Here is a 12,247-nt window from a genome sequence, read left to right on the forward strand (position 1 = left end):
GGTGTCACGCACTCCAAAGGCCGCCTAAGTTGTCTGCATCACAGCGGAAATGTCCATTTAGCGTCCATGCTCGAAACGGATACCGGCTCCCGAAGTGGAGCCCATCGGCAACCTCTTGGGCGCAAGTTCCAAAGTGACCCATGACACAGCACTCATTGCATTTCTGCTCTTTTCCCCTGGAAAGGTCCCATTATGACCGCCTATCTCTGTCCTCCTGCCGTGATACACGGCGAACACTCCGTGGAGACCAGCCAGATCGTGGCGGAGGTGCGCGACCGGCATCCGCACGCGGCGTGGGCGCCGCGGATCGACGGCATCGCGGCCAGCACGGGCATCGAGACCCGCGGGTGGATGCTGCCGCTGGAAGCCGCCGTCGCGCCCGGCAACGGCGGCGGCCTGCGGGCGGTCGGCATCGGGTCGGCCCAAGAGGCTTTGGCACGCGACGGGTTCACCCCGCAGGACGTGGACCGCGTGATCGCCGCACTTGAGGCGATACCCGCGCCGCAGACCGTCCAGGAGCGCACCGGGCCGGCCTGGGAGGCCGTGCAGTCCTACGGGGAGCGTGCGGCGCGCGGGGCCCTGCAGATCGCCGGGCTGGACGCCGCAGACATCGACTGCCTGATCACCAGTCACTCCACCACCCCGGCCCTGCCAGGTCTGGACATCGCCCTGGCCAACAAGCTTCCGCTCCGCAACGACGTGATGCTGCTGCCGGCCACGCAGTGGGCCTGTATCGCGGGGACCCGTTCCCTGGCGCTGGCGGCGGATCTCGTGGCCGCGGACCCCGACCGGGTGGTCCTGGTCGTGATCGCGGAGGCGCTGAGCACGACCTACCAGCCCGCGGACGACACTCTCGAGTCGCTGATCGTCCGGTTGCTGTTTGCGGACACCGCGGTCGCCGCGGTGGTCACGGGCCGCCCGCGGCGCGAGTCGGTGCTGCGGCTGGACGCCGCCTGGCACCACACCCTGCCCGGCACCCAAGACCTGCACCGCCTGGATACGCGGTCGGACGGCAACCACTTCGTGATGGACCGGCGCGGGCCGCGCGCCGTACAGGAGACGGTCACCGCGATGTGGGAGTGGCTGCGCGTCCGTTACCAGGACGACCCCGACTCCTGGCACCCCGACGTGCTGCTGGCGCACCCCGGCGGGACCCGGGTACTGGAGTACATGGAGCAGACGATGCCCGACGCGTGGCCGTCGGGGCTGCTGGACTACAGCCGGGACAGCTACACCAGCGGCAACCGCGGAGGCGCCGCCGTGTTCGACATCATGCGGCGGGCGCACGACGCCGGGCAGAAGTCGGGCAATCGCGCCGTCCTGTACGCGGCGGCACCGGGCCTCACCGCCACCGCCCTGGAAGGGGAGTGGCTGTAGTGCGAGCCCGCGCCACCCGTACCGGCAACCGGGCCGTCCGCATCACCGGTCACGCCACTGGCACCGCTGAGGGCACCGTCCGTACCCTCGGTGGCGTCGGTGGCGTCGGTGGCGTCGGTGGCGTCGGTGGCGTCGGTGGCGTCGGGTGACGGGTACGCCGCCCGTACCCTCGCCGCGCTCCCATACGCCGGCCGCGCCCCCGCCCCGCAGCCGCGTCACCTCGCGACTTCCGCCCAGACCACCTTGCCGGTGTCCGTCCACCGCACCCCCCACCGGGCGGTGAGCCTGTGCACGATGTGCAGGCCACGACCGCCGTCGTCGAGGAGGCCGCCCCGGCTCAGACGTGGCCTGCCGTTGCCGGTGTCGCCCACCTCGCACAGCAGGCCGTGACCGGCCCTGATCAGCCGAACCGTGATGGGACCGGCGGCGAAGCGCACCGCGTTCGTGACCAGCTCGCTGACCAGCAGCAGCACGTTGTCCCGGGTGTCGTCCCTGGTGTGCCATTGCCGCAGCAGCGCGGAGACCTGCGCGCGGGCACGGGCGGGGGCGTCGTCGCGGGCGGGTAGCCGCCAGGTCGCGGTGTCCCCCTTGCGGTAGCCGATCATCCGCGCGAGCAGCAGGGTCACATCGTCGCGCTGGCGCACGGGTGCCAGCGCGGAGACGACGTGCCGTGCGGCCTGCTCCAGGGCGTCCCAGGGGTGCACCCTGGACACGGCGTCCGCCAGCCTGCCGATGCCCTCGTCGATCGACAAGGCCGGATCCTCCACCAGGCCGTCGGTGTAGAGGGCGAGCAGGGAGCCCGGGGGTGCGTTGAACGTATGCACGTCGAACGGCTCCCGCAGCGCGAACTCGGCGCCCAGGCCGGGGTGAGGGCGGACCGCAAGCGGGCCGGCGTGCCCGTCCGGGGAGACCAGGACCGGGGGGAGGTGGCCGGCGCTGGACAGCGCCACATGGTGGCTGACCGGGTCGTACAGGGCGATGCAGCAGGTCGACCCGAGGGCGCTGTAGCCGGCCGTCAGCCCGGACTCCGCGTCGTCCAGCAGCGTCACGGTCTCGTCCAGGTGCTCCAGCACCTCGTCGGGCGCGAGCCCCGCGGACAGCAGCGCGCGGGCCTCCATGCTCAGCTGGCCCATGGTTGCCGCGGCTCCCAGACCGTGCCCGACGACGTCACCGACCACCAGCGCGGTACGGCCGTCCGGCAGCGGGAAGCTGTTCACCCAGTCGCCGCCGACGCCCGCGCTGTCGGGGGTGGCGGGCTGGTAGACGCTGGCGATCTCTATGGTGTCGCCGCCGGTCCGGGGCAGCAGCCGGCGCTGCAGCGCCAGCACCTGCGTGTGCTCGCGCTGGTGCTGACGGGCCAGGTCGACGTGATGGACGGTCCTGGCCACCAGTTCCTGCAGGTCGAACAGCTCGCTGTCGCGGAAGGGGGAGTCCGCCCGCCGCCAGACCTCCGCCACGCCCAGCACGACGGGCGGCGCGCTGTCCAAGACCAGCGGTATGCACGCCACACCCGCCGACCGGTCACCGGGCACCAGGGCACGCATCACTCGCGGGCTGCCGAGTACCCGCTCGACCGCCTCCCGGTCGGGTATGACGATGGCCTGCGGGGCGTCGTCCCGCCGTACCGCCTGCGCCAGCAGGCGACTCGCGTCGCTGGGAAGATCGTCGCCCGGAGTCACGTAGCCGTCGGGCCACGCCCGGTCCGGCACCAGGGCCGCCCGCCGTAGCCGGATGCGCCCCTGCCCCTGCCCCTGCCCGGTGACTCCCTCGCCCGTCCACACGGCGAAGTCGAGGTCGACGGCGGCCACGTCTCCCCAAGCCAGCAGGGACTGGGCCAGCGACTGCGCGGTCTCGCCGATGTCCAGCGAGGTGCCGATCGCGGTCTCGGCGGCGTACAGGTGCAGCCTCCTGGCCATGGCGATCACGGAGACGGTCAGGCCTTCCTGAGGCAGCGCGGCGGGCAGGATGCTCAGCGAGACCACCAGCTCCGACCCGTCGCCGCGCCGCAGGCGCTGGATCCGGGCGACGTGCGCCTCACCGGTCTCCAGGACCTGCCGCAACCGCCGTGTGACCGTCGGTACGTCCCCAGGAGGCAGGAGATCGACGAAAGGACTTCCGGCCACGGCGTCCAGACCCGCGAACACGGGGGCGTCCAGATTGCAGCGGGTGATTCTCAGATCCCTGTCCAGGTTGACCGCGCCGAGAATCTGATCCTGACCGCTGGCTGCCGCGTTGCCGGGTACGCGTTGGCGGGTGGTGCGGTCGCCCTGCGCGTCGGCAGGATCGGCAGCCGCTGCCGCTCCGCCGCGTGGGATGTAGCGCCCCAGGGCGCTGCTGACCAGGTCGAACGGCGAAGAGGAAGAGGGGGAGGTTGTGGAGTCCATACGGCTCTCTCAGCAGTCCCCGGCGCAGCGCCGGGGCCGAACTCGTACCCGTGCGACGGGGCCCCCGAGATCCCTGACCGCACACCCCATTGAATAACACCGGGGGTCGCTTCGCCCACATCAGCGCTGATGAGGTCCAGGCACGTGCTGCTGTGCCGGGCGATCGGTGCCATGCCGTGGTGATCTGCACCGACGTAGCCCCGGCGCCGCCCCCGGCGCGTAGGCCTGACGCCCTGAGCGGGACTGAGGGCAGCCGAGACGGTAACGGTGCGGACGTCCTGTGTTCCCGCCCACTCGGAACAGGGACGCTGTCTTCATCCCGAGGACGCCGGTGCCCAGGGCGGAAAGGAAAGCATCGTGAAGATCATCGAGGACGGCCTCCAAGTCCACGACGGCTTCGCCGGCGGATCGCTCGCCGGAACAACAGATTGCTCCTCGGAACGCAGTCACGACAGGAAGCTCAACCGGACCCGACGGTCTGTGTTGTCCGTGTTGGTGTCCACCAGGCACACCGACTGCCAGGTGCCCAGCTCCAGCTGCCCGCCGATGACCGGGAGGGTCGCGTGCGGCGGGACGATGGCGGGCAGGACGTGGTCTCGGCCGTGGCCGGGGCTGCCGTGACGGTGCTGCCAGCGGTCGTCGGCGGGCAACAGGGTGTGCAGAGCGGCGAGGAGGTCGTCTTCGCTGCCGGCACCCGTCTCGATGATCGCGATTCCGGCGGTCGCGTGCGGCACGAACACGTTCAGCAAGCCGTCACGGCCGTGGGAGGTCTCCCGCAGGAAGGACTCGCAGTCACGGGTGAGGTCGACGACCGACTCCCGGGAGCCGGAGGCCACGTTCAGCACTCGGGTGGTGAAGGCATGTGACATGCCCCCATCCTCCTCGATCCCGGGAAGTGCCCGGACCGCCCCGCGGTCGGCAGGGGCGTGAAGAGCACACGCGAGGTCGAGGTGGTCGTCGTGGGCCCGGCCAGGCCGGTCTGTCGAGCGCCTACCACCTGCGGCCCACCGGGTTCGAGCCGGACCGCGACTTCGTCGTGCTCGACCACTCCCCCGGCCCCGGCGGCGCCTGGCGGTTCCGGTGGCCGTCGCTGACGTACGGCAGGGTGCACGGGATGCACGCGCTGCCGGGAATGGAGCTGACGGACGCCGATCCCGGGCGGCCCTCCTCGGACGTCATCGGCGAGTACTTCGCCGCCTGCGAGTGCACCTTCGACCTGCGGGTACGCCGGCCGGTGCACGTGACGGGGGTGCGCGAGGGTTCCGCCGGGCGGCTGCTGGTGGGGACCTCGGACGGTCTCTGGGCGACACGGGCGCTGATCAACGCCACGGGCACCTGGGACCGGCCCTTCTGGCCGCGGTATCCGGGCCAGGAGACCTTCGGCGGGCGGCAGTTGCACACCGCCCAGTACCCGGGACACGAGGAGTTCACGGGGCAGCGGGTGGTCGTGGTCGGCGGGGGCGCGTCGGGCATCCAGCACCTGCTGGAACTCGCGCCCTGTGCCGCCACCACCTGGGTGACCCGGCGGCCGCCGGTCTTCCGTGCGGGGCCGTTCGACGAGGACGCCGGCCGGGCCGCGGTGGCGCTGGTCGAGGATCGGGGGCGGCCGGGGATGCCGCCCCGCGGTGTCGTCTCCGCCACCGGTCTGCCCCTGAACGACACCGTCCGGCAGGGTCTGCGGGACGGGACCCTGGACCGGCGGCCCATGTTCGACCGGGTCACCCCGGACGGTGTGGCCTGGCACGACGGGCGGCGCGTGCGGGCCGACGTCATCCTCTGGGCGACCGGGTTCCGGGCCGCGCTGGGCCATCTGGCGCCGATGAGGCTGCGCGAGCCGGGCGGCGGCATACGCGTCGACGGGACGCGGGCGGTCGCCGATCCCCGTGTCCATCTGGTCGGCTACGGCCCCTCGGCGAGCACCGTCGGCGCCAACCGCGCCGGGCACGCCGCCGTCCGTCCGGGACGTCCGGCGGCTGCCTGCTGAGCCGTCGTCCGTCGCCGCCCGATTTCGGCGGCTGCCTGCTGAGCCGTCGTAGGTCGCCGCCTGACTCACCCGTCATGCGCTCATTTCGTCGGCTGTGGGCTGCGGCTTTTCAACCGGGCCTCGAACTCGGTGACGTTGCGCTGATGCTGGGCGTAGTCGGAGGTGAAGCGCGTGTCGCCCGGCTTGACGGTGACGAAGTACAGCCAGTCACCGGGGGGCGGGTTGATCGCGGCGCGCATCGCGTCCTCGCCGGGGTTGCCGATGGGTGTCGGCGGCAGTCCCATGCGCTGGTAGGAGTTGTACGGGCTGTCCACGCGCGTGTCGTTCGCGGTGGTGCGGAGGGTGGAGCGGTTGAGGGCGTAGTTGAGAGTGGAGTCCATCTGCAGCGGCATGCCCCGCTCCAGCCGGTTGAAGACGACCCGGGCCACCTTCCCCATGTCGGCCTTCGAGGCGGCCTCGGCCTGGACGATGCTGGCGATGGTGACCGCCTGATAGAGGTTCATGGAGTTGCGCTGAGCGCCCGCGGCGATCGGCGGCCCGTCGAACCTCTTGTTCGCGGTTTCCACCATGAGGGAGAGCAGCGACTTCGGGGTGGCCTTGTCGTGGACCGGGTACGTCGCCGGGAAGAGGTAGCCCTCCGGGTTGCCCTCGGCCGCGTTCGGCAGTTTCAGGTCGGCCTTGGCCACCGTCTGCCGGGTGGTGCCGGCGGGCAGGGCGAGGACCTTGTCGACGGCGGCGTACACCTGGCCGGCCCGCCAGCCCTCGGGGATCACCAGGGTGCGGGGGCGGGAGGGGCCGTGGTGTTTGACGGTCAGCATCGGCACCGCCACGGCGGTGCCGGCCAGCACGGCCCCGGACACGACCAGGGCCAGCCGGCCCCGGCGCGTGAGCCGGATCGAGCTCCGTGACGGAGTGTTCGTCTGCATGCGGGCACGGTAACCCGCACAGCATCACAAACCCGGCATATCGTCAGCTTGTCGGTTCCAGTTGCGCGTCCCGGCGGACCAGCGCCGCATAGCGTCCGTCGAGTTCCAGCAGTTCCTGGTGCGTGCCGCGTTCGGCCACCCGCCCGGAGTCCAGGACCACGATCTGGTCCGCACCGCGGACTGTGGACAGGCGGTGCGCGATGGTGAGGGTCGTCCGGTTGGCGGACAGGGCGTCGATGGCCTCCTGGACGGCGGCCTCCGTACGGGTGTCCAGGGCACTGGTGGCCTCGTCGAGGATGAGGACCGGCGGGTCGCGCAGGATGGTGCGGGCGATGGCCAAACGCTGCTTCTCGCCGCCGGAGAACCGGTGGCCGCGCTCGCCTACGACCGTGTCGTATCCATCGGGCAGGGCGGCGATGTGGTCGTGTATCTGCGCCGCCTTCGCCGCCGCCCGCAGTTCCTCGTCGGTGGCGTCCGGCTTGGCGAAGCGCAGGTTCTCGGCGACCGAGGCGTGGAAGAGGTACGTCTCCTGGGACACGACGCCCACCGCGCGGGCGAGGGTGTCGAAGTCGAGGTCGCGCACATCGACCCCGTCGAGCGTGACGCGGCCGCCCGTCACGTCGTACAGCCGGGGCACGAGGTAGCCGAGTGTGGACTTGCCGGCGCCGGTGGGGCCGACGATCGCGAGGCTGCTGCCCGCGGGGACGGCGACGTCGATGCCGTCGAGGATGGGGCCGCTCTTGCCGTCGTAGTGGAAGGCGACGTCCTCGAAGCGGACCTCGCCCTTGACGCGGTCGAGGTGGACCGGCCTCTCGCGCTCGGTGATGTCGATCGGCAGGTCCAGATACTCGAAGATGCGCTGGAAGAGCGCGAGCGAGGTCTGGATCTGCACGCCGGTCGACAGCAGGCTGACGGTCGGGCGGAACAGGCCCTGCTGCAGCGAGACGAAGGCGACGATCGTGCCGATGGAGACCTTCGGGCCACCGAACTGGAGTGCGACGCCCGCGGTCCAGTAGATGACGGCCGGCATGGCGGCCATGACGATGGTGATGACGGCCATGCGCCAGCGCCCAGCCATGTTCGACCTCACCTCGAGATCGACCAGACGTTCGGACTCGTCGGCGAAGGAGGCGGTCAGGGAGTCCGAGCGGCCCATCGTACGGCCGAGCAGGATGCCGCTGACCGAGAGCGACTCGGTGACCGTGGCGGCCATGGCGGCCATCTGCTTCTGCCGCTGGGTGGTGATCTTCTTGCGCTCGTTGCCGACACGGCGGCTGATCCACACGAACACCGGGAGCAGCAGGAGCGAGACGACGGTCAGCCGCCAGTCGAGGGCGACCATCGCGACGATGGTGGCGACCACACTGGTGAGGTTGGAGACCAGTGAGGTGGCCGTGGAGGTGACGGTGGCCTGCATGCCGCCGATGTCGTTGGCGATGCGTGACTGCACCTCGCCGGTGCGGGTGCGGGTGAAGAAGGCGAGCGACATGCGCTGCAGGCGCCCGTAGACGGCGGTGCGCAGGTCGTGCATGACGCGCTGGCCGACCGTCGTGGAGATCAGGGTCTGCAGGACACCGAAAACGCTGGTGAGGACGGCACTGAGGATCATGCCCGCGGCGAGCAGGCTCAGCAGGCCGGTGCGACCCTGCGGGATCGCGACGTCGAGGGTCTCCTTCAGCAGGAAGGGCGTGGCGACGGAGACCAGGGAGGCGGCGCCGACCAGCAGGCCGACGACAGCGAGACGGCCCCGGTAGGGGCGGAAAAGTTTCAGGATGCGGCGCACCTGCCGGGGCTGTTCCTTCGCATCGGCAGGCGGGGTCCAGGAGGGCTGACGATCGGGGTGCATGGGCTCCTACGGGAATGGGCGGGCGCCGGCGCGAGGACGCGGCCGGCGGTGACTCACGGATGCTAGCTCATTGTTACCTATACTCACAATGAACGGCATCCTGATATTGTTCCCGCATGACCACCCCCGACCCCGACGGCCTCCTCGCCGAGCAACTGCTGCGGCTCACGCGCCGGGTGCACCGCATCCAGAAGCGCCACCTGGAGGAGCGCGCCCTGGGTATCACGCCGGCCCAGTCCCGGCTGCTGCGCACCCTGGCGCACTTCGGCGACCCGCCCCGCATGGCGGACCTCGCCCAGTCCCTGGAGGTCGTGCCCCGGGCAGTGACCACGCTGGTGGACGGGCTGGAGGCCGGCGGCAAGGTCCGCCGGGTCCCCGACCCGACCAACCGCCGGGTGATCCGGATCGAACTGACCGACGACGGACGCACCGCCCTGAGTGAGCTCCGCGGCGCGCGCAGGGCCGCCGCGAAGGAGATCCTGGCACCCCTGACCGGCGCCCAGCGCGAGGCTCTCGGCGGCCTGCTGGACACACTGGTGGGCGCCGTGCCGACCCAGGGGCACAACTGCTGAGGGGCCCCGCACGGGCGATGACCGCGCGGGCGATGACGGAGGCTGCCGGACGGGCGGGGGAGACCGGAAGACCGAGGTGACACCCGAAGACCGAGGTGAGACCGGAAGACCGGGGTGACACCCGAAGACCGGGGTGAGACCGGAAGACCGCTGGCCGTGGCCACGGCCACGGCCGTCTGAGGTCACGGCCTCAACCTCGGTCTCGACCTCGGTTTCCGTCTCGGCCTCGGCCCCGGTTTCCGACTCGGTTTCCGTCTCTCTCGCCTCCGCCTCCGCCTCGGCCTCGGCGAGTGGTGCGTCGGGCGACGACCGGTTCAGCAGCGCTTGCGGTCCTCCGTGAGCACGCCCTGCTTCGTGGTCAGCGCCCGGTCGTAGCACCCGTTCGAGCCGTACAGCCGGTAGCGCTCGCTCGTGGTGCCGACCGCGTGCCGCTGGTCGCGCGGCACGTTGAGCGTGTAGGCGGCGTCGCCCGAGTAGGTGTCGTCCAGGCGGGTCCAGGCGGGGCGGCGGCCTCGTCGCGTCTCGGTGAACGCGGCCCGGTCGCCCATGCTCAGGACGGTGCGCAGCCGGCCGTCGGCGGCGATGGTCGTGGCGCCGTCCATGGTGTACGTCCGCAGGGTGCGCGTCGTGCCGGCCGGTCCGCCGTGGCAGGTGACGGTGACGGACTGATCGTCGGTCCAGATGGCGTCCAGCCCGTCGGTGTTCTCGCCGTCGGTCCAGCGGTGGGTGGAGGTATGGCCGAGGGTCCGCGTGACGGTGGTGGTGACCCGGCCGTGGGAGGTGTCGAGGTATCCGGAGACGGTCAGCCGGTGGCCGGCCTCGGTGTCCACGCGGCGCGTCGAACCGGGTGTGTAGACAGAGGAGTTGGCGAGGCCGCCCGCCTGGTCGGCGGTCAGTTCACCCGTGACGTGAGCACTTCCGGCGTCCTGCCACACCAGCACGTTCACCGGCGTGCTCCAGCCGGTCTGCCCCTGCGGCACCCCGGCGACGGAAACCCCGACGCGGTGCGGACGGCCGTCGTCGAGGAGGCCGGCGAAGGGCGTCAGGTCGTATTCGACCGGCTTGACGTCGAAGGCGCGCGGTCCGGGGACGACGTACCAGAGAAAGGGGTTGGACCAGCCGCCCGTCCACACGGTCGGGAACGGCGCGGCGATTCCGGCAAGTTGCCCGTCCACCTTGATCTGGACCTCGCGGTAGGGCCCGTGGTCCGCCGGGCAGGAGTACGGCGCCTGCGCCGGAACCGTCAGGTACCAGAACTCCTCGCAGCCGCCGCCGGATCCGGTGGCGTACACCTCGGCGACGATGCGTTCGCTGTTGCGCGGGGTGGTCAGCGTCGTGCCGTCGGGACCGTCGGCGAGGGTGAGCACCCGGTCGGGCGGCGCCGGGTCGGGCCGGGTGTGCCGGCCGGCGGCGTAGAAGGTGAGGGTGACCTTGACGTCGATGACTCCCGTGTACGTGTCGTCGACGACGTTGCCGATGAGCATCTCGACGTCCTGGCCGCGGCGGAAGGTGTCGCTGTAGCGCGTGACGTCCTTCTCGACCGACCAGGCGATACCGTCGGGCGAGGGCTCCGGGGTCGATGTGCGCAGGACCTCGACCCCGCCGACGCGCAGATATCCGAGCCGGTCGTACTGCCGCCCTTTGACCTTGCCGTCCAGCCGCAGCACGACCTTGCTCCAGCGGTCGCCGCACTCCGCGGGCGGCGTGTAGGTGCTCCGGTAGGGGGTGAAGTCGCGGAACTGCGCCTCGGCCAGGGTGATCCGGCACGCTTTGCCACCGGGCCTGGCCGGGGACGGGGCGGCGGTGATCGGGTCGTGCCAGTCGGTACCGAACTCAGGGGGTACGTCGACGCCCCGGTCGGCGCGGTCGGCGCGGTCGGTGGATGGAACGACGGATGGAACGGCGGATGGAACGGTGGACCGGGCGAAGGCGTCGGCGGACCGGGCCGGGGCCGCGCCGAGGAGGGTGCTCGCCAGGAGGGAGACCCCCGCGAGCATGGACATGACTATCCGACTTGTCATGAGCCGTGTTCTACGGGGAGTTGGCCGCCGACGCAATGAGCACTCAGGGCGGCAGCCCCACGATCAGCCACGCCCCCCGGGGGGGGATCCGGAGGCTACGCCTGCAAGTTGACCTTGTCCCCCATCACGACGACGGGGTTGGCCTTCGGATCGAGCCTGCGCAGCAGATACTCCATGGCGGACCCGGGAACGCTCACGCAGCCCAACGTCCCGTCGCCGTGGTCCAGATGCAGCCAGATCCCGCCGCCCTTGCCCTGACCCTGAGGACGGGTCGGGTCGTCCGGCCGGGTACCCCTCAGGCGGTTGTAGTCGATGGCGATCACGTAGTCGAAGTCGTGCCAGTGCGCCTCGTCCCAGTAGTAGGGGGAGGCGAAGGCCTCGTCGTCCTGGGTGTAGGGGAGCCTGGCGCCCGGGTCGTCGAGGAGGCCGCCGGCGTCGGAGAGCGTGAACACCCCGACGGGGCTGCGCTCGTCCCCCTCCCGATGGTCGGTGCTCCAGCCCTGCTTCCCGTTGTGCGCCGGCCAGGCGGCCGTTCGCTGCCAGGTGGCACCGCGCCTCTCGTACAGCACGAGCGTGGAGTCCGGGGAGTCCTTGTGCTCGCCGTAGACCGCCACGACCTGGCGGGTGCCGGCGGGGACCCGCCGCCACAGCCGTTCTCCCACACCCGGGACGCGAGGTGGCGCCACCGATGAGCCGGGAGGGGCGGTCCCCGAAGGACCGCCGGGTCTGGGCACCTCGCCGCGGTGCACCTCCGTCCGTGGACCGCCGCCACACGCGGCCAGAACCGTCACCAGGAAACCGCAGGCCGCCGCCGCGGCCATCGCACGCTTACCACAGCCTCTTCGCATGTCCTCCATGGTGGCCAGCAGAATCGATACGATCTACTTGAGATTGGTCCAAATAGCCTTATCCCACTCTTTTTGGAGCATGTGTCACACCCGAGGCACAGGGCCCGACACTCGGGAGCGCCCGCGACCGCGCCGCCCGGCGCTCCTCCCGGCGGGGACGGGAAGCGGCCAAGGCCGTTCCCCGGAGCGGAAAACCGCTTGCTTTCGACCACGCTGCGACGCGAACCTGTCACGGCTTGTTGCCGCCCTTCGCGGGTTCTTCCGCCCCCTGACCGGAGCCACTGGGACG

The 12,247-nt window shown here is 71.3% G+C and carries 8 protein-coding genes and 1 pseudogene; 3 read left to right on the forward strand and 6 right to left on the reverse strand.

The annotated features are described in order from the left end of the window. The first annotated feature begins 192 nt into the window (after positions 1-192). Complete coding sequence (locus ACH4UM_RS19555) at positions 193-1,377, forward strand: type III polyketide synthase (protein WP_398180501.1); 1,185 nt, start codon at positions 193-195, stop codon at positions 1,375-1,377. A gap of 215 nt (positions 1,378-1,592) precedes the next feature. Here ACH4UM_RS19555 and ACH4UM_RS19560 read toward each other — a convergent pair whose 3' ends face one another. Both ACH4UM_RS19560 and ACH4UM_RS19565 read right to left on the reverse strand, forming a co-directional pair. Then, positions 1,593-3,761: a SpoIIE family protein phosphatase gene (locus ACH4UM_RS19560; RefSeq protein WP_398180504.1), complete on the reverse strand. Its 2,169-nt coding sequence runs from the start codon at positions 3,759-3,761 to the stop codon at positions 1,593-1,595. Between the two features lie 446 nt (positions 3,762-4,207). After that, positions 4,208-4,630: a secondary thiamine-phosphate synthase enzyme YjbQ gene (locus tag ACH4UM_RS19565; RefSeq protein WP_398180507.1), complete on the reverse strand. Its 423-nt coding sequence runs from the start codon at positions 4,628-4,630 to the stop codon at positions 4,208-4,210. Between the two features lie 57 nt (positions 4,631-4,687). On the opposite strand from ACH4UM_RS19565, the pseudogene ACH4UM_RS19570 reads away from it, so the two are divergent. Next, positions 4,688-5,745: pseudogene (locus ACH4UM_RS19570) on the forward strand (NAD(P)-binding domain-containing protein). Positions 5,746-5,825: 80 nt separating this feature from the next. Here ACH4UM_RS19570 and mltG read toward each other — a convergent pair. Together mltG and ACH4UM_RS19580 are read right to left on the reverse strand one after the other, a co-directional pair. Next, positions 5,826-6,671, reverse strand: a complete 846-nt coding sequence (gene mltG, locus ACH4UM_RS19575) for an endolytic transglycosylase MltG (protein WP_398180510.1) — start codon at positions 6,669-6,671, stop codon at positions 5,826-5,828. Between the two features lie 43 nt (positions 6,672-6,714). Next, positions 6,715-8,517 carry an ABC transporter ATP-binding protein gene (locus ACH4UM_RS19580; protein ID WP_398180513.1) on the reverse strand — a complete coding sequence of 601 codons (1,803 nt, stop codon included), beginning with the start codon at positions 8,515-8,517 and terminating at the stop codon, positions 6,715-6,717. A 116-nt stretch (positions 8,518-8,633) separates the two neighbouring features. Between ACH4UM_RS19580 and ACH4UM_RS19585 the strand changes: the two genes are divergently transcribed. Then, complete coding sequence (locus ACH4UM_RS19585; protein WP_398180516.1) at positions 8,634-9,089, forward strand: MarR family winged helix-turn-helix transcriptional regulator; 456 nt, start codon at positions 8,634-8,636, stop codon at positions 9,087-9,089. 314 nt (positions 9,090-9,403) lie between these two features. Here ACH4UM_RS19585 and ACH4UM_RS19590 read toward each other — a convergent pair whose 3' ends face one another. Together ACH4UM_RS19590 and ACH4UM_RS19595 are read right to left on the reverse strand one after the other, a co-directional pair. Next, a complete protein-coding gene (locus ACH4UM_RS19590; RefSeq protein WP_398180518.1) occupies positions 9,404-11,110 on the reverse strand; it encodes a peptide-N4-asparagine amidase in 1,707 nt (568 codons plus the stop codon). 95 nt (positions 11,111-11,205) lie between these two features. Further along, positions 11,206-11,958 carry a L,D-transpeptidase family protein gene (locus ACH4UM_RS19595; RefSeq protein WP_398180521.1) on the reverse strand — a complete coding sequence of 251 codons (753 nt, stop codon included), beginning with the start codon at positions 11,956-11,958 and terminating at the stop codon, positions 11,206-11,208. Between the last annotated feature and the right edge of the window lie 289 nt (positions 11,959-12,247).

It is taken from the genome of Streptomyces sp. NPDC020801, assembly GCF_044334385.1.
Lineage (GTDB): Bacteria > Actinomycetota > Actinomycetes > Streptomycetales > Streptomycetaceae > Streptomyces.

Coding starts and splice junctions, on each gene's coding strand:
- ACH4UM_RS19565 (WP_398180507.1), bottom strand. CDS start 4,630: ATGTCACATGCCTTCACCACCCGAGTGCTGAACGTGGCCTCCGGCTCC.
- ACH4UM_RS19585 (WP_398180516.1), top strand. CDS start 8,634: ATGACCACCCCCGACCCCGACGGCCTCCTCGCCGAGCAACTGCTGCGG.
- ACH4UM_RS19580 (WP_398180513.1), bottom strand. CDS start 8,517: ATGCACCCCGATCGTCAGCCCTCCTGGACCCCGCCTGCCGATGCGAAG.
- ACH4UM_RS19595 (WP_398180521.1), bottom strand. CDS start 11,958: ATGCGAAGAGGCTGTGGTAAGCGTGCGATGGCCGCGGCGGCGGCCTGC.
- mltG (WP_398180510.1), bottom strand. CDS start 6,671: ATGCAGACGAACACTCCGTCACGGAGCTCGATCCGGCTCACGCGCCGG.
- ACH4UM_RS19555 (WP_398180501.1), top strand. CDS start 193: ATGACCGCCTATCTCTGTCCTCCTGCCGTGATACACGGCGAACACTCC.
- ACH4UM_RS19590 (WP_398180518.1), bottom strand. CDS start 11,110: ATGACAAGTCGGATAGTCATGTCCATGCTCGCGGGGGTCTCCCTCCTG.
- ACH4UM_RS19560 (WP_398180504.1), bottom strand. CDS start 3,761: ATGGACTCCACAACCTCCCCCTCTTCCTCTTCGCCGTTCGACCTGGTC.